This is a genomic window from Levilactobacillus cerevisiae (genome assembly GCF_003946245.1).
Taxonomy (GTDB): domain Bacteria; phylum Bacillota; class Bacilli; order Lactobacillales; family Lactobacillaceae; genus Levilactobacillus; species Levilactobacillus cerevisiae.
On the sequence record NZ_RHNN01000024.1, the window covers coordinates 30254 to 50402 of the forward strand.

Annotated in this window: 16 protein-coding genes; 8 read left to right on the top strand and 8 right to left on the bottom strand. The window is 52.1% G+C overall.

Annotated features, from left to right (window positions below; all coding sequences use genetic code 11):
• Positions 1–7 precede the first annotated feature (7 nt).
• The gene (locus EKM99_RS11445) at positions 8–2848 is read right to left on the bottom strand and encodes a helicase C-terminal domain-containing protein (protein ID WP_125583558.1); all 2841 of its coding nucleotides are present in this window, start codon (positions 2846–2848) and stop codon (positions 8–10) included.
• Positions 2849–3153: 305 nt separating this feature from the next.
• Here EKM99_RS11445 and mvk point away from each other — a divergent pair, with 305 nt between their 5' ends.
• From mvk to fni, 4 genes are all read left to right on the top strand, one after another.
• A complete protein-coding gene (gene mvk, locus EKM99_RS11450) occupies positions 3154–4101 on the top strand; it encodes a mevalonate kinase (RefSeq protein WP_125583576.1) in 948 nt (315 codons plus the stop codon).
• Positions 4098–5069 (top strand): diphosphomevalonate decarboxylase, encoded by a 972-nt coding sequence (gene mvaD, locus EKM99_RS11455; RefSeq protein ID WP_125583559.1) that lies wholly within the window; start codon positions 4098–4100, stop codon positions 5067–5069. Before mvk ends, mvaD begins: the two co-directional genes overlap by 4 nt.
• A gap of 73 nt (positions 5070–5142) precedes the next feature.
• Positions 5143–6216 (top strand): phosphomevalonate kinase, encoded by a 1074-nt coding sequence (locus EKM99_RS11460; RefSeq protein WP_125583560.1) that lies wholly within the window; start codon positions 5143–5145, stop codon positions 6214–6216.
• Positions 6217–6229: 13 nt separating this feature from the next.
• Positions 6230–7267, top strand: coding sequence for a type 2 isopentenyl-diphosphate Delta-isomerase (gene fni, locus EKM99_RS11465; protein ID WP_125583561.1), 1038 nt, complete (start codon positions 6230–6232; stop codon positions 7265–7267).
• Positions 7268–7380: 113 nt separating this feature from the next.
• Here fni and EKM99_RS11470 read toward each other — a convergent pair whose 3' ends face one another.
• Entirely contained in the window at positions 7381–8745 is a 1365-nt protein-coding gene (locus EKM99_RS11470; RefSeq protein WP_125583562.1) for an RsmF rRNA methyltransferase first C-terminal domain-containing protein, read from the bottom strand.
• A gap of 220 nt (positions 8746–8965) precedes the next feature.
• Here EKM99_RS11470 and EKM99_RS11475 point away from each other — a divergent pair, with 220 nt between their 5' ends.
• A complete protein-coding gene (locus tag EKM99_RS11475) occupies positions 8966–9778 on the top strand; it encodes a Cof-type HAD-IIB family hydrolase (protein ID WP_125583563.1) in 813 nt (270 codons plus the stop codon).
• Between the two features lie 591 nt (positions 9779–10369).
• Here the strand turns inward: EKM99_RS11475 and EKM99_RS11480 are convergent.
• The 4 genes from EKM99_RS11480 to EKM99_RS11495 all read right to left on the bottom strand — a co-directional run bounded on the left by EKM99_RS11480 (position 10370) and on the right by EKM99_RS11495 (position 14536).
• Complete coding sequence (locus EKM99_RS11480) at positions 10370–11521, bottom strand: ArgE/DapE family deacylase (RefSeq protein WP_125583564.1); 1152 nt, start codon at positions 11519–11521, stop codon at positions 10370–10372.
• A 110-nt stretch (positions 11522–11631) separates the two neighbouring features.
• Positions 11632–13134, bottom strand: coding sequence for a glycerol kinase GlpK (gene glpK, locus EKM99_RS11485; RefSeq protein ID WP_125583565.1), 1503 nt, complete (start codon positions 13132–13134; stop codon positions 11632–11634).
• A gap of 176 nt (positions 13135–13310) precedes the next feature.
• A complete protein-coding gene (locus EKM99_RS11490) occupies positions 13311–13499 on the bottom strand; it encodes a 2-hydroxymuconate tautomerase (RefSeq protein ID WP_011667624.1) in 189 nt (62 codons plus the stop codon).
• 140 nt (positions 13500–13639) lie between these two features.
• A complete protein-coding gene (locus EKM99_RS11495) occupies positions 13640–14536 on the bottom strand; it encodes a YitT family protein (RefSeq protein ID WP_125583566.1) in 897 nt (298 codons plus the stop codon).
• Between the two features lie 258 nt (positions 14537–14794).
• Between EKM99_RS11495 and EKM99_RS11500 the strand changes: the two genes are divergently transcribed.
• The 3 genes from EKM99_RS11500 to EKM99_RS11510 all read left to right on the top strand — a co-directional run bounded on the left by EKM99_RS11500 (position 14795) and on the right by EKM99_RS11510 (position 18882).
• Entirely contained in the window at positions 14795–16210 is a 1416-nt protein-coding gene (locus EKM99_RS11500) for a C69 family dipeptidase (RefSeq protein WP_125583567.1), read from the top strand.
• A 57-nt stretch (positions 16211–16267) separates the two neighbouring features.
• On the top strand, positions 16268–17779 hold the full coding sequence (yjeM, locus tag EKM99_RS11505; RefSeq protein WP_125583568.1) for a glutamate/gamma-aminobutyrate family transporter YjeM: 1512 nt from the start codon (positions 16268–16270) through the stop codon (positions 17777–17779).
• 152 nt (positions 17780–17931) lie between these two features.
• Positions 17932–18882, top strand: a complete 951-nt coding sequence (locus EKM99_RS11510) for an alpha/beta hydrolase (RefSeq protein ID WP_125583569.1) — start codon at positions 17932–17934, stop codon at positions 18880–18882.
• Between the two features lie 218 nt (positions 18883–19100).
• Here EKM99_RS11510 and EKM99_RS11515 read toward each other — a convergent pair whose 3' ends face one another.
• On the bottom strand, positions 19101–19310 hold the full coding sequence (locus EKM99_RS11515) for a hypothetical protein (RefSeq protein ID WP_125583570.1): 210 nt from the start codon (positions 19308–19310) through the stop codon (positions 19101–19103).
• Positions 19311–19475: 165 nt separating this feature from the next.
• Complete coding sequence (gene cas6e / locus EKM99_RS11520) at positions 19476–20147, bottom strand: type I-E CRISPR-associated protein Cas6/Cse3/CasE (RefSeq protein ID WP_125583571.1); 672 nt, start codon at positions 20145–20147, stop codon at positions 19476–19478.
• Positions 20148–20149 lie beyond the last annotated feature (2 nt).

The following is a 20149-nucleotide window of genomic DNA, read 5'->3' on the forward strand; positions in this document are numbered from 1 at the left end:
AAGTATATCAGATTTCGGGTGGTGTCTGGGGGTCGGCTGGCTTCTTTTCAAAAAAATTAACTAAACCTTGTGCAATCGCCGTGGCATCCCCCGTGGTTGGTTCCAGATCAGCTGGTAGCGCACGCAAAATGCTCTGCCCGTAGTGTTTCTCCAGTAACCGCTGATCCAAGATTACAATGGCCCCGCGGTCATGCGGCGTCCGAATCAGCCGGCCAATCCCTTGGCGAAGCTTTAAGGTCGCCGCTGGCAGCGCGGCACTGTAAAAGGGGTTCTTACCGGCCGCTTCCAAACGGGCGTAGTTGGCCTTCACAAAGACGCGGTCGGGCGAATCGAATGGCAACCGGGTGACAATCAAGAGTTCCAGCTGTTCAGCGGGCAGATCAATGCCCTCCCAGAAACTAGCTGCACCTAACAAGATGGCGCCATGACTGGTTGAAAAGCGTTTAGCAATTCGTTCTCGACTGCCACTAATGCCCTGTGCAAAAATTTCGCGTTGGGCAAATTCCGGCTGTTCACACAGCTGTTGGTAGACCTGTTCGATCACGGTCAGTGAATTGAACAGGACCAGGGTCTGCTTGTCGACCGCCCCCGCCAACTGACTAATGGTTGCCGTCAAATAGGTCACGTAGTCCGCCGGTGCAATTCGACTCAGGTTCGGCCCAGCGTCCGTGATAAACAGCTCTGCTTGGGTTGCGTAATCAAAGCTAGAGCGCATCCGGTGCGTGGCCGTTTGTTCGCGGTCCAGGTCAAACTGATCCAAGACATATTGCGAGCGCCCGGAAGAAAACAGTGTGCCCCCAGTCAGCAGCACGGGTTGGAAGCCCGCGTACAGATGGTTACGTAAGAAGCCCTCGGTCGCCAACAACCCACTTGCCAGCTGCAGGCTATTCCGGTCCCCAACGTGGTTGATGGTTAACCAGAACAGACTCGCTGGCGCTTGGTCAACGACCTGTTGCAGAATCGTTAAGAGGCGGCTCATTTGATTGTCAAAGAGGTGAATCCGGGTATCGACTTGTTCAAACAAGTACCGTTCAGACGCGGCGAACCGGTCACTCTGTTGGTCAAACCGGTGTCGCAGTGCATTCAGTTCCGCCAACAGATCATCCGTGGCGGCGGTCGCAACGCTCACGGCATCGCCTTTGCTCAATTCGGCAGCCAAATTTTTTGCTGGAATTAATTCTTCAATAATCTGATTATGATTGTTCGGCCGTTTTGCCGCTAAGAACCGCAAGAACAACTGATTGACCAAGGCGTCCAGTTGCGTTTCGATGGTCTGACTGGCTTGTAAAATCCGTTGTAGGACCGTCACCGCCGCCTGATCATCGGCAAAGAGCGATAGCAGGCTCGGTCCGGTCTCGCGGCCAATATCCCGTTCGACATGGTGTAGTTCGTTAATCAACTGGGCAAATTTCACCTGCGTCCGGCGCTGCTTCAGCGTGCTGTCCGGTAAGTGTTGTGCCTCATCGATCACCAGGTATGGCTTTTGCAAGCGTGCCCCCAGATCTAGCGCGTGTTCACTCAGGTAAGCGTGATTGACAATGACAAACTGTGCCTGGGCCATCCGCTGATCGCGCCGGCGTAAAAAGTCATCCGAATAAAATGGATTGTCGGCCGTCACGGAGCCTTCATGAACGATTTCCTGAAAATAAGGTGCCCGGTAAGTCGCCAAGTGGAGCTCATCCAAGTCACCTGTTGTGGTCATGGTCAACCACACCAGTAGACGGAGCTTCAACAGTTGCGTCTGCTTGGATGTCTCCGCCACCTTGAGTGTCGTGGCAAAGCGCTGCAGGTCTAAATAGTGCCGACTGCCTTTGACCAACACCGCGTGAACCGGGAATGGCACGATGGAATTTAACAGGGGTAACGTCTGATCCAGCAGCTGTTCTTGCAGCAATGTCGTGGCTGTACTGACGACGACCGGCTTTCCCTGTTGGCCCAGATAGGCCATCGGCAACATGTAGCCAAGACTCTTCCCAATTCCCGTGGGCGCTTCGACAATCATTTGTTTCACGGTGTGCCGCTCTGATTCGGCGTAGTTGTTGTAAATGTAGTTCATCATTTTAGCCTGTTCCGGTCGCCATTCCAGGTTATCCGGCATCAGCTTTTGTTTTTGCTTCTTGGTCTTCGGGTATTTGCTGGGCGCTGCCAACGTGGTCGCCGGACTCTCACCCGGTTTCCGCAACGCCAACCCATTTTTCACGTACAGGTAATCCGGTAATTTCCGGGGATTACGGGTATTTAACTGCCGGGCCACGTCAAAAAGAGCCGCCGTTTGAAGCGGTAGATCCGGATGCAGGTCGATCATGCGTTCCAGCGTAACCTGCGGCAAGGCCCGCAACCGCCGGAACAGGAAGATGAATAGTTCGGCCGTGGCACTGGCATCGCTGTCCGCGGAATGTGGATTATCATGCTCAATGTTAAATAAACCACTCAAATCCCGTAGCCGAAAGCTAGCGGCTGTCGGCAAAAGAATCTGGCTCAAAGAGACCGTGTCCAGCGCCTCAATTGTCAGCTCGGGATAACCCACCCGGTCGAATTCAGCGTTGATGAAGGGTAAATCAAAATTGACGTTGTGGGCCACAAAGACCGTATTCGTCAACAGACTGTAGAGTGTCCCCGCCACGTCATCAAACAGCGGTGCGTGCCGGACACGACGATTCGTGATTCCCGTTAACCGGGTAATCGCCTGGGGAATCTCTCTGAGCGGATTCACGTCCGTCTCAAAGTGATTAATAATTTGATTATGCTGGACGAAGACGCACCCAATCTGGATAATGCGGTCGCCATCTGTCACACTGGTTCCGGTCGTCTCAATATCAACCACCGCGTAAACCGTGTCTTTATCCATAATATGCTCACCAATTTCTGCACAATTTGCGATAATAACTGGCACTATAATACACCACTTACGCCGTCAACGCCACGACTGACTGTGTCACCGGCCAAAATACTTGCAGCAGAACCGGTGATTGTTACCTGCCCTCAGCCCACCCAAATCAGTTCAGTCCCCGGATTAGCAGGCAAACTTTCTATAGAAAGGGTTAATTTTTCGTCGAATTGGTGATTTTGGCGGTCAAAGCTAGCGCTAGGCCAATCAGTAGAGTATGATATTTGCTGGAAGTAAAAATCGACGCAGAAAGTGAGCGAGATAACTTGGGTAGAACGGCAATCGGTAAAAGTAATGCCAAAATTATTCTCATTGGGGATCACAGTGTGGTGTACGGCCAACCGGCCATCGCGCTCCCCTTACCCTCAGTAACAACACAAGTGGTCATGACTTCGGCGCCAAACGGTCAAACCATTACAAGTCGTTACTTTGATGGGCCCATCGCTCAAATGAATCAGAACATGGCGGGCGTGGCAGCGCTGATTGCGACCCTCTTGGATCGCTTCGACGCCCAGTCAACACCTTTTACCATGGCCGTTACTAGTGACCTCCCCGCAGAACGCGGGATGGGGTCGTCTGCGGCCGTGGCCGTGGCAATTACCCGCGCCATGTACCAATTTTTTCAACGACCGCTCAACCGTGAACGCTTACTGACCACGGTCGCCATCGCTGAAAAGATTACCCATGGCAACCCCAGCGGTATTGATGCCGCTACGGTGAGCTCGGACGTACCCATTTGGTTCGTTCCCCACCAGGAGACCTTGCAGATTCCCTTTACCTTGCGGGGCTACTTGGTAATTGCCGATAGCGGCATCAAGGGCCAAACGGGTCAGGCGGTCGCCGCCGTTGCCCGGCGGAAGATGGCCTTCCCGCAAGAAACAAACGCGGAAATTGCGCAGCTGGGCACTCTCAGCCACCAAGCACGGACTGCCTTAGCAACCCCCAATTTGACACAGTTAGGTCATATCATGTCCGCCGCTCAACAGCAGTTGCGGGGCCTCGGTGTCAGTTCACAGGAACTGAACCAACTGACCCACGTGGCTTGTCAAAACGGCGCCTTAGGGGCAAAATTAACAGGTGGCGGGATGGGCGGTTGCTTAATTGCACTTTGCCCAGACCTGACCACGACCCACCGCGTTGAGGCGAGTCTATTGGCGGCTGGTGCGACAAAAACCTGGATTGAAACGTTTAACCTTGAGGAGGAACCCCAATGACAGCGGTCACCGCAAGAGCGCACACCAACATTGCCTTGGTCAAATACTGGGGCAAGGCGGACACTGAGCTGATGCTCCCCCAGACGAGTAGCCTCTCGTTGACGTTAGATCAATTTTATACTGACACAACCGTCAGCTTTGACGACTCACTGACGAGTGACGACGTGGCCATCAACGACCAACGTCTTGCCCCTGCTGCGAGTGTCAAGGTCCGTCACGTCTTAGACTTGGTCCGGCAACAAAGTGGCGAAACCCGCTTTGCGCACGTAGCCTCTATGAATCACGTCCCCACGTCGGCTGGCCTCGCCTCCTCGGCATCGGCCTTTGCGGCGCTGGCCGGCGCGGCTAGTCGCGCAGCGGGCCTAAACCAGTCTCGCACCGAGCTGTCTCGACTGGCTCGCCGTGGCTCTGGTTCCGCTACCCGCTCTATTTTTGGTGGCTTTGTCAAATGGCAGGCCGGTACGGATGATGCCTCCTCCGTGGCCGTCCCAATTCAAGAAGACGTGACCTGGCCAATCGCCATGGTGGCGTTAGTCCTGGATCCCCATCACAAAAAGATCAGTTCGACGCAGGGGATGCAAAGCAGCGTGACCACCTCACCTTACTACCCGGCTTGGAAACAGGTGGTGGCAGAGGATTTAGCCGCCATCACCCCCGCTATCCTGGCCCAGGATTTCACCACGACCGGTGAGATTTTAGAAGCCAATGCGATGCGGATGCACGCCCTCACCTTGAGCGCCAATCCACCCTATAGCTACTTTAATGGGGAGACCCTGGCCGCCATCGCAACCGTTCAGGCACTGCGAGCCAGTGGCATTGCCTGCTACTACACGCTGGATGCCGGCCCAAATTTGAAAGTCTTTTGTCAGGAGAAAGACCTCGGTGCCGTCACGACCCGTTTGGCCAGCCAATTCAGTGCCGACCAAGTGATTGTGGCGCACCCCGGTCCCGGCATTACTTTCCTATAATTTTTTCGTTCATAACATTTACACCTAAAAACTTAATCATTAAACCATTTGTTACAGAAGGGACCTGATTTTTTTGATTTCCGCGCAAGCACCCGGAAAACTTTATATTGCTGGCGAGTACGCCGTTGTGGAACCTGGTTATCCGGCCATTATTGTTGCCCTTAATCAGTTCGTCACCGTCACCATCACCCCCAGCCAAGACTACGGGCGGATCGCGTCCAAGCAGTACCAGGAAAACTCCCTGTACTGGCAGCGTCAGGGGGCCGAGCTGGTCTTTGACAACCGGGACAATCCTTTCCATTACATCCTCTCGGCGATTCGGTTGACCGAGCAGTACGCTCAAGCACTGGGCAAGCCCTTAGCCATGTACCACTTAAACGTCAATAGCGAGTTGGACAGCGCCGACGGTAAGAAGTACGGCCTCGGCTCGTCCGCCGCCGTCACCGTCGCAACCGTCAATGCCCTCTGTCAATTCTACGATATTCAAATGAGCAAGGACCGCCTCTTCAAACTGGCAGCCATTGCCCATTTAGACGTGCAGGGTAACGGTTCCTTGGGTGACATTGCCGCTTCCGTTTATGGGGGCTGGATCGCCTACCAAGCTTTTGACCGCGACTGGTTAGCCTCCGCACGTCGGGAACTGTCCTTAGAACAACTTTTAGACACCGACTGGCCCGGCTTGCAAATTGAACTGCTAACCCCACCAGAATCGTTGCGCTTAATGATTGGCTGGACCGGGACGCCCGCATCGACTTCGCATTTGGTCGACAAGATTGCCCTGTTTAAGGCCACTCGCCGCAAAGACTATCACGCCTTCCTCCGGGAAAGCCGCGAGTGCCTGCAGCGGATGATTGCCGGGTTCCACGACCAAAACTTAGACGCCATTCAACATGAGATTGCCGTGAACCGGGACTTGTTGAATCGCTTAGCCTGCCTGAGTCACGTGACGATTGAAACGAGCTTGCTGAAAACCATGTGTGACATTGCCGTCCACATTGGTGGTGCGGCGAAATCGTCCGGCGCTGGTGGCGGTGATTGCGGGATCGTGATTATTAATGCGGCCAAAGATCTCGCCCACCTGTTAACCGAATGGGAAGAGCGCGGCATTGAGCCACTAAAACTCAACGTCCACCACGTTATTGAATAAGGAGCACGCACTTATGGATCTCTCACGTCACGCCCACCGTAAAGATGAACACCTCTCGTTGGCAGAAAAATTTTATCAGCCCATCGCCGCTAGTCAGTTCGACCAGCTTCGTTTTGTTCACCAGAGTTTACCAGAAATGGCGCGGGCCGACGTGGACCTGCAGACACAGCTAGGTTCCCTAACGCTCCCGGTACCGCTCATGATTGAAGCCATGACTGGCGGCAGTCCGCGCACCGGTCAGGTCAACGCCCAATTGGGTCGCCTGGCAGCGGCAACGGGGATGGCCGTGGCGAGCGGATCCCAGAGCATTGCCCTGCAAGATTCAAGTACGGTCAAAACGTTCACCCCATTGCGGGAAAACAATCCGGATGGCCTCGTTTTTGCCAACATCGGCGCCGGTCATACGGTTGCCCAGGCGCAAGCGGCCGTCAGCATGTTAGCCGCGGACGCCCTGGAGATCCACGTAAACTCGGCGCAAGAAATCGTCATGCCCGAGGGTGACCGCACCTTTCAGTGGCTCGCGGGCATTGGAGAAACGGTCGCCGCACTTGACGTCCCCGTCATCGTCAAGGAAGTTGGCTTCGGCATGGCCCACGAAACGTTGACGCAATTGGCTGAAGCCGGTGTGCAAATCGTCGATCTCGGCGGTCGTGGCGGTACGAATTTCGTGCAAATTGAGAACTTCCGCCGTCCTGCCAAAGAACTGAGCTACCTGGATGGCTGGGGGCAGAGCACGGTTGAGTCCCTCTTTGAGGCCCAACAGGTTCCCCAGCTTCAGGTGATTGCGACTGGTGGCGTCCGGCAACCGTTGGACGCGGCCAAGGCCTTGGCCCTCGGTGCCCAAGTCGTCGGAAGTGCTGGTCAAATTCTCCACAGCCTGATTAAAACGGATGAAGCCACCACGCAAGCAATGCTCCTGAGCTGGCAAGAAGGCCTCCGGGACATTATGACGTTACTTGGTTGTACCAATTTGGCGGCACTCCGGGAAAAGCACCTGTTACTTTCAGCGGAATTGCTAGCTTATTGCCAGCAACGTGGCTTAACCTACTAGATATGAGACATTTTTAATAGTCCTAATCTTAGGCTTATTGTTACTAACAAATAAAAAGTTCCAGTAGATGATGGTGTTGCCGCGAAGCAACGCCTTGATCTACTGGAACTTTTTTATTTTTCGTTATCGTATACGGTGAAGCGGAGTCCTTTGGGGAAGAAATTTTTGACCGTTGTCCCCACGACCTTACCAAAGCCCACCGGCTGACTGGCACACGTTAACAGGTACCAGCCCTTCGCTGGGGCCTCAGCCAAGGTAAACGTTTCGCCATGAACCCAGGCACGCCACTGGACGTCTGTAATGGCCAGCGTCTGTGGAACTGCCCGTGGATCACTGGCTAAGGCCAAGGCGTACGCCGGTTCGAAGCGGTTCTTCTTAAACGTACCCAAGTGTAATCCGGGACGGAAAACGTGACACTTTTTCAGGTTCGGCAAGCCAGCTGGAACGGCGAATAATTGGTCCTTAACTGTCACCAAATCTGAATATGGGCTCTGCCCCAAGACTTGCTTAGCGAAATCTTGCCACAGTTTGCGCTGGTCGGTAGTCAGTGGATTCCCCACTTTAGCTGCACCGTGAATCGGCGTTGCTTCCCCGGCATCCCGCACTAATTTAGCCACAAAATGGCCTTCACCCTGCATCAAGTGTGGGAACAAGCGAGCCGCCTTCTGCAATTCGGGATTGCCGTCAGCCCAGTCAGGACGGGCATCCACGACGCCACCCACTTTGGTGATTGGTGCTAAGTGAAATTCAGGATAAGTCGCCAAGACCCAGGCCATCATCTGTTCGTCTTCCTCGGGCGCAAACGTGCAGGTAGAATAGATCAACTGTCCGCCAGGCTTCACCATCTTCAACGCTTCCATCATAATTTCCCTTTGGCGGGTGGCACACTCCTGAACATAATCTAAAGACCAGTAGTCCATGGCCGCGGGATCCTTGCGGAACATGCCCTCACCAGAACACGGCGCATCAACCAGTACCTTGTCAAAGTAATCGGGAAACACGGGGCTCAGGCGATCCGGTGACTCATTTAAAATGAGTGCGGACTGAACGCCAAACCGTTCGACATTTTCCGCAAGAATCTTGACGCGCTTACGGTTGATCTCATTGGTCACTAAGAGCCCGGTTCCCTGGAGATAGCTGGCCAGGTGCGTCGTTTTGCCACCGGGGGCGGCACAGAGATCTAGCACCTTATCACCCGGTTGAGGCGCAGCGGTGGCGCCAACAAACATTGCACTCGGTTCCTGACTGTAGACGGCCCCACTTTGATGCATCAGGGTTCGTCCACCCACCGTGCCAAAATGGCCCAACGGCTCGTAGGGAACCTGTGGTGCTTCGGTGAGGGTCGTCGGCAAATCATGATGGGCCGGGTTCGTCCGGTACCCACTCAGGCTAGGCGTGTCAAAACTCGCAAAAAATGCGGCGGCATCCGCGCCTAAAAGCTGCTGGTACTTCGTGATAAAATCATCAGGTAAGTTCACCGTTATTCCTCCATTTTGTTAGTTACAACTAATTGATTGCTATATACATTGATATCTATTTCAAGTCGATTTCTTTTTTATTATACCTGTTTCTCCGCTTCAGGACTACCCACCTGAAAGTGAATTGGTCGCTATTTTCAGAAATTTGTGTTAGATTGAAACAGCTAGTTTATTTTGAAATCGAATCCAATCAACCAACGAAATTGCGAGGTGTTTCTCTTTGGAAAGAAAATTAATTGCCATTGATTTGGATGGCACCACACTGAATGCAGATGCACAAATCTCTGTGAAAACCAAACGGGTCCTGACACAGGCCCGTGAAGCTGGCCACATCGTGAGCATCGTGACGGGTCGCCCCAACCGGATCTCTGCCAACTTTTATGACGAGTTACACCTGGATGGCCCCATGATCAATTTTAACGGCAGTCTGGGTCACATCCCCCACCAACAGTGGCATGATGAATATCAATATACCTTTAACAAGGAAGTTGCCTTTGACCTATTGGCTCACCGTGAAGAACTGGGAATCAACATGATTGCTGCCGAGGGTAAGAATCTCTTCCTGGCGGTTCGTGACCAACCGGTAGAGGTCGGCTTCTTCCCTTCTGTGTTGCAATCAAATCAAATTTTGAATCAGAAGACCCTGACGGAAAACCCGACGAGCCTAACCGTGGCGGTTGACCGTAGCCACCAAGAACACCTGCTGAGCTACCTGCAACATAACTTTAGCAACGAAGTGGATGCAGCCCCTTGGGGTGGTCCCAACGCCGTCGTTGAACTCGGCGTTAAGGGCGTTCAAAAGGCAACCGGGGTAGACTTTTTGGCCCACCAATACCACGTGGAACGCAAAAACATCATTGCATTTGGCGATGAACACAACGATTCGGCCATGATTGATTATGCCGGTTGGGGTGTCGCGATGCAAAACGCCACGCCAACCATCAAAGGTTTGGCCCAAGATGTCACTACCTTGGACAACGACCATGATGGCCTGGCCACTTACTTGCAAGACTACTTACAGCTCGCTGAATAAATGATTAAAGGCATCACCCCGATTGTGGGATGATGCCTTTTTTGTTAACAATTTTAAGGCAACATTGTCTAAACCTGCCGGCTTACCGTTCGCCAAATTTAGGCCGGAACGCTGTGGGCAGGACGCGGGTAGCCTGAGAAGCGGTCTACCTGCTCGCTTTGAACCGCCGAGCCCGCGTTTCAAAGTCGCCATTTTCCAAGAAGAGCACATGGAAAATCCCACGGCTGAGCCTAAATTTGGCTCACTCGCGCCTACATAGACAGTATCCAATAACCGTGGACAAACGCTGTCAATCGAGCGTTGTTCACATCAATGTCATATTGAAAAAACAATCATAACCGGAGGAGGACAGAGGTGGAGGCAGCTGTGTCGACGACGTTAGCTGAACGGTCTGCTCAGGTTACGTCGTGGGACGCGTTTGGAGACTGTCGTTTTTGGACAGGCTTTAAACCGAGCCGGAGGACCGCTCCACAGGCCGCAGGCGGTCCCCATAGCAGGCGGAATCTCTGGCAGCCGCAGGTGGCAATTTACCACCAGTTTTATGAATTTACTCCCTGGGCCATTTTAGTTTTTTGGAACTTCCATCCTTAGCTATTTAACATCAAAATACGCTGGTAGTAACTGTTGATACAGCGTCGTAAAGTCCAGGAACATTTGACGATCGACGTACTCGTCCACCTGATGGGCCGTGTTGCTGCCGGGACCGAAGACGATGAACGGGAACTGGTTGCCCTTGTCCTTCAGTAGATTCGACGCATCGGTAACGGCGGGTAACGGCAGTTTTGGAATCGGTTCACCAGCGAATGGCTCCCCTAATTTTGCCGCGAGATTACTCAGGGGGTTGTCCTGGGGTTCCTCAACCGGGAATTGGTCCATGTAGATGTCCATGCCCACCTGGGCACCGTGCGCGTTTTGCTGGTCAATCAGATGTTGCAGCGTCGTCCGCACCTCGGCATTGTTGAATTCTGGAATCGTCCGCACGTTCATTTCGGCCGTCGCCGCCTCTGGAATGGAATTGACCTGGTTACCACCATTAAAAATCGTGGTGTTGAAGGCCAGTTTACCCAATAAGGCATTTTCTCGATCAGCCCCGCGGAAGGTCCGGTTAGCCTGCGTCAACACCTGTAACAGCGGATCAATGGCGTTCGCGCCCAGTTCTGGCATGGAACTGTGCGCAGCTAAGCCTTTGGACATCAGCCGAATGTCCATTGAGCCCTTGTGAGACGAGAATAAATTATAGCCGGTGGGTTCGCCAATTAGCAAGGCATCCACGTCATCCATGGCGCCCTGCTCATAAAACGCCTGCGATCCATATTCACCGACCTCTTCGCCCACCGTGGCCATCAGCCGAATCCGCCCCTGCTTGGGTTGCCCGTTCGCGTGGAGTTCAATCAGGGCAATCACCAGGGCGGCCAAGCCAGATTTCATATCAGCCGCGCCACGCCCGTACAGCCGACCGTCACGTTCGGTTAAGGTAAATGGGTCACTTTGCCATTGACTGAGGTCACCGGGTGAGACAACGTCCATGTGACCGGACACACCCAGGACGGGTGAACCGCTCCCAATTTCAGCAACCAAGTTTGTCCGCTGATCACTCAGGGGCACGAGCTTCGCCTGAATGTCGTGCTCACGCAAGACCTGTTGCAGGTACGTGGCCACAGCGACCTCGTGATCATTGACCGTGTGAATCGCTACCAAATCACTGAGAATCTGAACCTTCTGCGCATCCGTGAAAACTGCCATCACTGATTCCTCCTTTAACGTTAAACCTGACACCTTAGCGACAAATTCGCTGCCATTTCGCCAAAAACGGCCCACCCATCTACAGGTGAGCCGTTTGCTAATAATTTGTTCTACTCTTGATGGAAGGCCTGGGTTGCATTAATTGCAGCCTGCCAACCATTATAACAGTGGATCCGTTTTTCCTCAGCCATCTGCGGCACGAATTCGTCACGCGACTTGTGCATCGCCCGAATCGTATCCATGTCTGGCCAGAAACCAACGGCCAAACCAGCCAGGTAAGCCGCACCCAGAGCAGTCGTTTCGTTGATAGCTGCCCGTTTGATTGGCGTATCTAAAATGTCGGCCTGGAACTGCATCAAGAAGTTGTTGTTGGCCGCACCACCATCGACGCTCAAGGATTGCAAGTGAAGCCCGGTTTCCTTGGTCATGGTGTCCACGACGTCGCGAGTCTGGTAAGCAATGGCCTCAACCGTTGCCCGCACAAATTGTTCCCGGGTAGTCCCCCGGGTCAGCCCAAACACAGCTCCTCGCGTTTCCTGGTTCCAGTAAGGCGCACCCAAACCAGTGAAGGCCGGTACCACGTAAACATCCCCAGTGGTCTGCGCATCAACCGCCATCTTCTCAGATTCACTGGCGTTGTCAAAGAAACGCATCCCATCACGGAGCCACTGAATGGCGGAACCGGCAACGAAGATTGAGCCTTCCAGCGCGTAAGTCACCTTGCCGTTGAGCCCGTAAGCAATCGTGGTCAACAACCCATTGTGGGATAACGTAGGTTCCTCACCGGTGTTCATGACGATGAAGGCCCCAGTCCCGTACGTGTTCTTGATCATCCCTTTGTCAAAGGCCGTCTGACCAAATAAAGCGGCCTGTTGGTCCCCGGCGATTCCGGCAATTGGTACTTGAACCCCGCTAAAGGTGTACCCGGCGGTGTAACCGTAGATTTCAGAAGATGACCGAACCTCTGGCAAGAGAGATTCGGGAATGTTCAACCAGCTGAGGATTTCTTTATCCCAGGCAAGGTCATGAATGTTGTACAGCATGGTCCGGCTAGCGTTGGTGTAATCAGTCGCGTGTACGCGGCCGCCAGTCAGCTTCCACAGAATCCAGGTGTCAATGGTCCCAAAGAGCAATTCACCGCGTTCAGCGCGTTGTTGAGCCCCTTCAACGTGGTCTAAAATCCAACGAATCTTGGTTGCAGAGAAGTAGGAGTCAATCACCAGACCCGTTTTTTCATGAATGGCCTCGGAATAACCGTCATCTTTCAATTGATCGGCAATTTCGCTGGTTTGTTTCGATTGCCAAACGACGGCATGGTAAATCGGTTCGCCGGTCTTCTTGTCCCAGATAATCGCGGTTTCCCGTTGATTGGTAATCCCGATGCCTCGAACCTTGTATGGTTGGACATCTGAATCAATTAAGGCGTCAGAAATAACGGATTGGACCGCATTCCAAATTTCGTTGGCGTCATGTTCGACCCAACCTGGTTGCGGGAAGTACTGGTGAAATTCACGCTGTGCCTGTCCCGCAATTTGGCCGTCTCGGTCGAATAAAATAGCCCGGGTACTCGTCGTCCCTTCGTCAATTGCCATCATGTATTGTTGATCACTCATCGTTCAACTCTCCATTCATTCGTTCGTTAGCGACGGCCTAATTTTTGCCGTGATGTCGCACTTGTTACTAGTATACCGAAAAGGAACGGTTTAGCCAAACGTTTTTATAAATGAAACCGCCACCAATACCGGTATATCCGAGTTGGTGGCGGTTTATAAGTTTTCACAAATATTGACTACTTTTCGTCACTCTTTAAAACGCCAGCCACACCGTAACGGTTAGGTTGCATTTCGCGTAAAATGACGTGGACGTGTTCTGCTGGTGCACCGGTGTTCTTGGTGACAGCAGTGGTCACGTCTTGCACTAGGGCCTTCAATTGATCCTGTGAACGGCCAGCGATTAAATCGATGTTAACAATTGGCATTAATCTCGTTCCCTTCTGTTAGTAGATATAGACATTATACCGGTTCGTCCTCTACAGGGCAATGCTCTCAGTTTTTTACCTGTCAAAATTTGGTTCGGAAGTTCACCCAATTAATTGGTGGGTTTTGCCAGTCGGTTACCTCATTTTGTTTGTGAATCTTGCTTTAACTTCAACTGCTCCGTCTCATTATAGAAATTCCCTTCGATATCGACAGTGTTGACCAGGTTAACGAAGGCGTTGGGATCGACATCCTTAACGGCGTGCTCCAATGCATAAAGTTCATACCGCGAAATAACTGTCATCAACACGGCACCATCTTTGCGGGTGTACGCGCCAAAGGACGGAATCACCGTAATCCCCCGAATCAAGGTCTTGTTTAGCTCGTCGATCACCACGTCCTGTTGCGTCGTCACAATAAAGGCTGTCAGTTTTTGGTGTCGCGTGTGGATACTGTCCACGACCCGTGACATGGCATAGATGGAAATAATGGTGTAGAGCGCACTCTCCCAGCCAAACAGGAAGCCTGCCAGAATCACGATACTGAAGTTGATCATCATCATCAACGTCCCAATCGTCCGGCCAGTCGTCTTTTCTAGCACCACGGCGATGATATCCATCCCACCGGTGGAAAAGCCGTTCTTCAAGGGGTATGCCACGCCGACTCCGGTCAAGATACCCCCAAACAAGGCCGCCAGTAGCGAGTTGTTGGAGATGTTATTCACGGGGACCACGATGGCCAGTAGCGACGTCAGGACGGCCACGGCGATTGAATAAATGGTAAAGCTTCGGCCGACCTTAAACCAGCCCAGTAGCCCAATGGGGATGTTGAACAGTAAGATGAACCACCCAGTGCTCACCTGGATGCCCCCCATTTCTAAGAGCGTCGAGATAATCTGAGAAATCCCGTTGATTCCGGCACTAAAGATTTTCCCTGGTACCAGAAACTCGTTCAGGGCAATCGCGGTAATGATTGCGGACCCGATTAAAATCAACAGGTGTTTCCCCAATTCACGCCTATTTTCTAATGTATTTCTCATTTTTAACTCCTCTCACGGGAATGTCGTTTTCATTATTTAACCACATCCACGGGCTGTTGACCAGCGAGAATATGGGCTTTAACGAGTGAACGAACGGTCAAAGGCCCAAATGACTGGCAAACTTTCTGCATAAATAATTATTTTTATGAGAGTTATAAATAAAATAATTAAAAACACCCCGAAATTAATCGTACCAAAAATAAACATGCTAAAATGAAGACTGTACCTGCAACCTAAATTTGGAAAGGAGACTCCCCATTGAATTATTCCGCTTGTACCAGTATTTTGATTGGTCCGCAGGCCACTGTGGATGGGTCGGTGATGATTGGTCGTAACGAAGATGCCAAGGCGGCGTGGCCCAAGCATTTTGTCGTGCACCAGGCAAAAACGGCGTCAACGCCCCAACAATTTACCAGCACGGATAACGGCTTTACCATGCCTTTACCCCAAACGGCAGCGAAGTACACGGCCACGCCTGAATGGACGGATAAGTTTGGCCTGTTTGAAGAGGATGGCATTAACGCGTACGGTGTTGCGATGAGCGCTACGGAAAGTACCTATTCCAACGAACGGGTGCTCGGCGCTGATCCGTTGGTCAAGGACGGTATTGGTGAAGAAGCCATGGTGACTGTGGTCCTGCCCTACGTCAAAACGGCGCGTGAAGGTGTCCAGCGCCTAGGCCAATTGGTTGAAACGTACGGAACCAGTGAGTCCAACGGGATTTTGTTTGCTGACCAACATGAAGCTTGGTACCTGGAAACGGGCGCCGGCCATTACTGGGTCGCGCAACGAATTCCGGCCAACGGTTACGCCGTGGTGGCCAACCAAATGGCCATTCAAGCCATTGATTTTCACGATAGCGCCAATTTCTTGTTTGCTCGTAATCTGCAAGCATTCGTGACGGAAAATCATTTGAATCCGCACAGTGACCGTTTCATCTGGCGCGACATCTTTGGTACCCAGGATCAATCGGATTTGTACTACAACACCCCGCGGGTCTGGTACGGTCAACACCGTTTCACCCCGCAGGTGCATCAGGAACCGCAATCATTTGATTTACCTTTTATTCAGTACGCCGATCACCTGCTGGCCATTGATGATGCCCAGGGCTACCTCAGTAGTCATTACGAAGGCACACCGTACGATCCGGTCGGTGCTGGGACGAACGACCAGAAGACCTTGTTCCGGCCAATCAGTTTAGCCAAGACGCAGGAATCACACGTTTTACAGTTGCGTCCCGCCATGGAACCAGCCCTTGCTGGCATTCAGTGGTTGGCCATGGGCGTTGCCGCGCAAAGCGTCTACGTCCCATTCTACGCGGGGATTGACGACACGCCTGCTGCCTACCATTTGGGCGCAGAGACCTACGACGGTGAATCCGCCTATTGGGTTTACAAATTGGTCAGTGTCCTGCTAGACGCGCACTACCACGACGCCTGGCCAACGGTGAGCGCCGTGCAAAAGGAGTTGCGGATTGCCTTTAAACAATCCGTCCAAGCAACAGATGCAACGGGCCAACGCCTGTCTGGCATCGAACTGAGTCATTACTTAACGCAACAGGCAAACAGTAACGCCGCATTGGGAATTCGACGTTACCGGGAGCTCGCAGCGGCCTTGATTACCAAGGCAACCGACTTGGGGCCCCTGAATTACCACCAGGACCTCAATTTATAATTACGGTAATGCTAGTGTGGGGCTAGTCCTTACCACATAATATGGGAGATATTAAAAATGGATAAGCAAAAGAAGATTGGGCTCTCGAGCCTCATCTTAATGATCTTTACGGCCATCTATGGTTTTGCCAATACGACGGTCGCTTATGATCAAATGGGTTATGCAAGTATCATCTGGTACATTTTGGCAGCGCTATTATTCTTTCTACCTAGCGCTTTGATGCTCGCAGAATACGGTTCCTCCTTCAAGGAAGCCAAGGGTGGAATTTACTCCTGGTTGGCCGGTTCAATCGGTGAAAAATGGGCCTTCATTGGAACCTTCATCTGGTTGTCATCCTGGATCATCTGGATGCTGTCGACCTCAACCAAGGTTTGGATTCCCCTTTCCACGCTGATCTCTGGCTCTGACCAAACACAAACCTGGTCATTCTTAGGCTTGAGCTCAACGCAAACGATTGGGTTACTGGGGATCTTCTGGATTCTCGCCGTCACCTTCTTCGCCAGTCGTGGGGTCAGTTCCATCGCCAAGATTTCCTCCTTAGGTGGGATCTTCGTGATGATCTTGACCGGGGTGTTCTTCGTTGCCAGCATTGTGATTGTCATTTTAAATCACGGTCAGTTGGCCGAACCCATCCACGGTATTCATAGTTTCGTGGCTTCACCCAATCCACAGTTCTCGTCACCAATGGCGCTGCTCTCCTTCGTGACGTACGCGGTCTTCGCCTACGCCGGGATGGAATCCATGGGGGGTATCACCGATAGTATGGACAAGCCAGAAAAGACCTTCCCGAAAGGCCTGATCATTTCGACGATTGCCATTACGATCATGTATTCCCTGTCGATTTTCCTCTGGGGGATCAGCACTAACTGGACGGATGTCCTGGGTAAGAGTCAAGTTAACTTGGGAAATATTACTTACGTATTGATGAATAATTTGGGGTTAGTCTTGGGTAAGGCAATGGGCCTCACCGCCGCTGCCTCAGTCACGATGGGCCACGTGTTAGCGCGGCTGACCGGGTTAAGCATGTTCATGGCCTACCTGGGTTCCTTCTTCGTTCTGGTCTACTCGCCATTGAAGTCCTTCATCGTCGGGTCTTCACCAAAACTGTGGCCAGCCAAGATGACCAAATTGAACAAGGCCGGTATGCCCGGTTACGCGATGTGGGTACAAGCCATTGTCGTTGCCGTGTTCATCTTCCTGGTTGCCTTTGGGGGCAACGCAGCCAACGAATTTTACCTGATTTTGACGGATATGGGGAACGTTTCCACGTCATTCCCTTACCTGTTCTTAATTGGGGCCTTCCCATTCTTCAAACGCCGGACTGATTTGGAACGGCCATTTGAAATTTTCAAGAGTCGGCTGTGGACCAATGTAATTGTCACCGTCGTCTTAGTTATCCTGGTCGGTGGGATTGGCTTCACGTGTCTCCAACCAATTCTGGAACACGACTACATGACCGCCTTCTGGACGATCATCGGACCAATCTTCTTCGGTGCCGTTGCCTGGATTTTCTACCTCAATGCCCAAAAGCGTGCAAACAAGGATGAAGACGCAACTAGCGAAGACTAACTATCTGCTTCAACGAAAGGAAACCTGTTTCTTAAGGTTTCCTTTTTTCGTGCCACAACGGTTTGCACGGTAACCCATTTATCTGATACGCTTGGTTGGTTCCCGCAAAGAACGTCGTGTACCATAAGCAGTATCAGGAGGGGGAGATCGTTATGCGGAAACTCTTGAAATGGGGTTGGGGAACCCTACTAGCATTAAGTATTGTCTTGGCTGGGTCTGCCGTGGTGGATAGTCAAAAATCCAGTGCGCAAACCCGCGTCAAAACACAAAAGGTAACCGAATTGGATCAGAGTAAGGTCAGCTCGGCTACGAAGAAAGCAGTTAAGAAGACCAAGCAGACAGCAAAGAAGCGCGTCACCGGTTACGCCACACCTACCCTGTTCATGCACGGGTTCACTGGCAATGCCGGGTCGACCAACAACCTAATTGACAGTGCCCAGGCAGATGGTTACGCCACGCGCACGCTGCTGGCGACGGTTGGCTGGGATGGTCACGTCAGCTTTAGCGGTACCTGGAACAAGAGCGACCGTCATCCGGAAGTTCAGATTGTCTTCAAGAACAACCGCAACCGGAACTACCAGCAGGATGCACGTTGGCTCAAACACGTCATTAAGAAGCTCCAGCGCCGATATGGCATCACGAAATTTAATTACGTTGGCCACTCGATGGGCAACACGGATATCATGGCTTACGAAACGACTTTCGGCCAGCGGAAACAATTGCCGCAGCTGCAGAAGTATGTGGCAATTGCGCCGGCAATGTTGGGTAACATCGTCATGTTCCCGTGGACGGTGACCACAACTAATGCCACCAATGGCCGTCCCAGTGAGTTCACGCCGGAATATCAAAAGTTAGTAAATAATCGCAAGACGATTCCGCTGAACCAGATTCGGGTTCTCAGTCTCTACGGAAACCTCGACAACGGAACGGATACCGACGGGACCATCTCAGTGTCCTCAGCCAAGTCACTACGGTACCTCTTCTGGGGCCGGTCGAAGTCATTCAAGGAAGTTGAATTGACCGGAGATCTGGCATCGCACAACGCCCTGCCGCGGCGAAATCCGGAAGTTGTTCGGGATATGGAACATTTTTTGTGGGGTTAAGCGTAGGTTCACATTTATTTTGTTAGACAAAAGGTCCGCCTCGGATTTTTGAGGCGGACCTTTTGTGCATTGCATTTTTCCCGGCACTCGATTATAGAAAAAGAATCACCCCCACACCTGTGGGGAATACGAACGCGGAACTATCTGCATACCCGCGGCCATGGGATCACCCCCACACCTATGGGGAATACACTAAAGTAATGCTGTCACACCGGATTCTAGTTTTCCAAAAATACCGTTTCCTTTAACTCGCTCGTCAGTTCAAATGTAGCTTCAGCATTCGATAACGCATTATGTGGATGAAAAATTTCCACGTCGTAGTCATTCAAGACAGTTTTCAGTTTGTGGTTATCCAGAAATTTATACTCATCCAACGGCTGACCAGTCTGTTCATTTGACTGATTTGTCGTTGGATGAGTATGATGCATCTGCTACACACCTCGTTCACCAACCTAGACAACGCCAAGCCCGGAAACACCAATCAGCTCCATCACCTGGTGGGTCTCATCCACACCGGGCCTTAACATGAGAACGCACAGCACGTCTGCAGGTATACAGACAGTCCCACATTCATTCTTGCTTTTTTACCATTGTTACGCCTCCGGAATCACCGTCATCAAGCCCATGCCAAAGGCCTTTTCACGGCCAATTCCTTGCGTTAAGGTCTGTTTAAATACCGCCACATCACTGATTCGTAGCAGGCCTTCAAAGGTGACCCGACTCAGCCGCACGCCTCGTCCAGCTTTGCGATGTAGCACTGGCCACTCGCGACCAACGATATCAAATGCCCAGGTTGCCTCATCGTTCGGCGTTTCAACAGCCGTCTGTTGGATCAGTTGGAAACCAGACTTCTCTGCCCGGTCAACCAGCCACTGCCGTTGCCGTTCAATCGTAATATGGGGCATGACGCGACCTTGCCGCGCACCCGGTTTAGTAATCGTGTGCGTAGGATTAGCCGTCAAACGAAAGCGCACCACTTGGCCTTCGCGAAGAGTGTCCAAGAGGCCATCATACGACTTGGTCATGACGGTTCCCGCTACACCGTACGTCGCCAGTTTCTCCCCAACGGGCTGTTCCTCGCTCAAAACGAGCAGGTACCGCTTACCACCCAATTGATCAATACGCCATAGATGACGGTCACGTTTTCCCGCTTCAATTTCTGCAGGAAAACTTTGTTCAACCCAGTTATGGTAGGCACCAAGGTGCGTCAAATCTTTGGTCTTGGCACGGTTATTCGTATCAATTTCTACTCTTGATAAGTACATAC

Coding starts and splice junctions, on each gene's coding strand:
- mvaD (WP_125583559.1), top strand. CDS start 4,098: ATGACAGCGGTCACCGCAAGAGCGCACACCAACATTGCCTTGGTCAAA.
- yjeM (WP_125583568.1), top strand. CDS start 16,268: ATGGATAAGCAAAAGAAGATTGGGCTCTCGAGCCTCATCTTAATGATC.
- cas6e (WP_125583571.1), bottom strand. CDS start 20,147: ATGTACTTATCAAGAGTAGAAATTGATACGAATAACCGTGCCAAGACC.
- EKM99_RS11515 (WP_125583570.1), bottom strand. CDS start 19,310: ATGCATCATACTCATCCAACGACAAATCAGTCAAATGAACAGACTGGT.
- EKM99_RS11495 (WP_125583566.1), bottom strand. CDS start 14,536: ATGAGAAATACATTAGAAAATAGGCGTGAATTGGGGAAACACCTGTTG.
- EKM99_RS11480 (WP_125583564.1), bottom strand. CDS start 11,521: ATGGCAGTTTTCACGGATGCGCAGAAGGTTCAGATTCTCAGTGATTTG.
- glpK (WP_125583565.1), bottom strand. CDS start 13,134: ATGAGTGATCAACAATACATGATGGCAATTGACGAAGGGACGACGAGT.
- EKM99_RS11445 (WP_125583558.1), bottom strand. CDS start 2,848: ATGGATAAAGACACGGTTTACGCGGTGGTTGATATTGAGACGACCGGA.
- fni (WP_125583561.1), top strand. CDS start 6,230: ATGGATCTCTCACGTCACGCCCACCGTAAAGATGAACACCTCTCGTTG.
- EKM99_RS11510 (WP_125583569.1), top strand. CDS start 17,932: ATGCGGAAACTCTTGAAATGGGGTTGGGGAACCCTACTAGCATTAAGT.
- EKM99_RS11490 (WP_011667624.1), bottom strand. CDS start 13,499: ATGCCAATTGTTAACATCGATTTAATCGCTGGCCGTTCACAGGATCAA.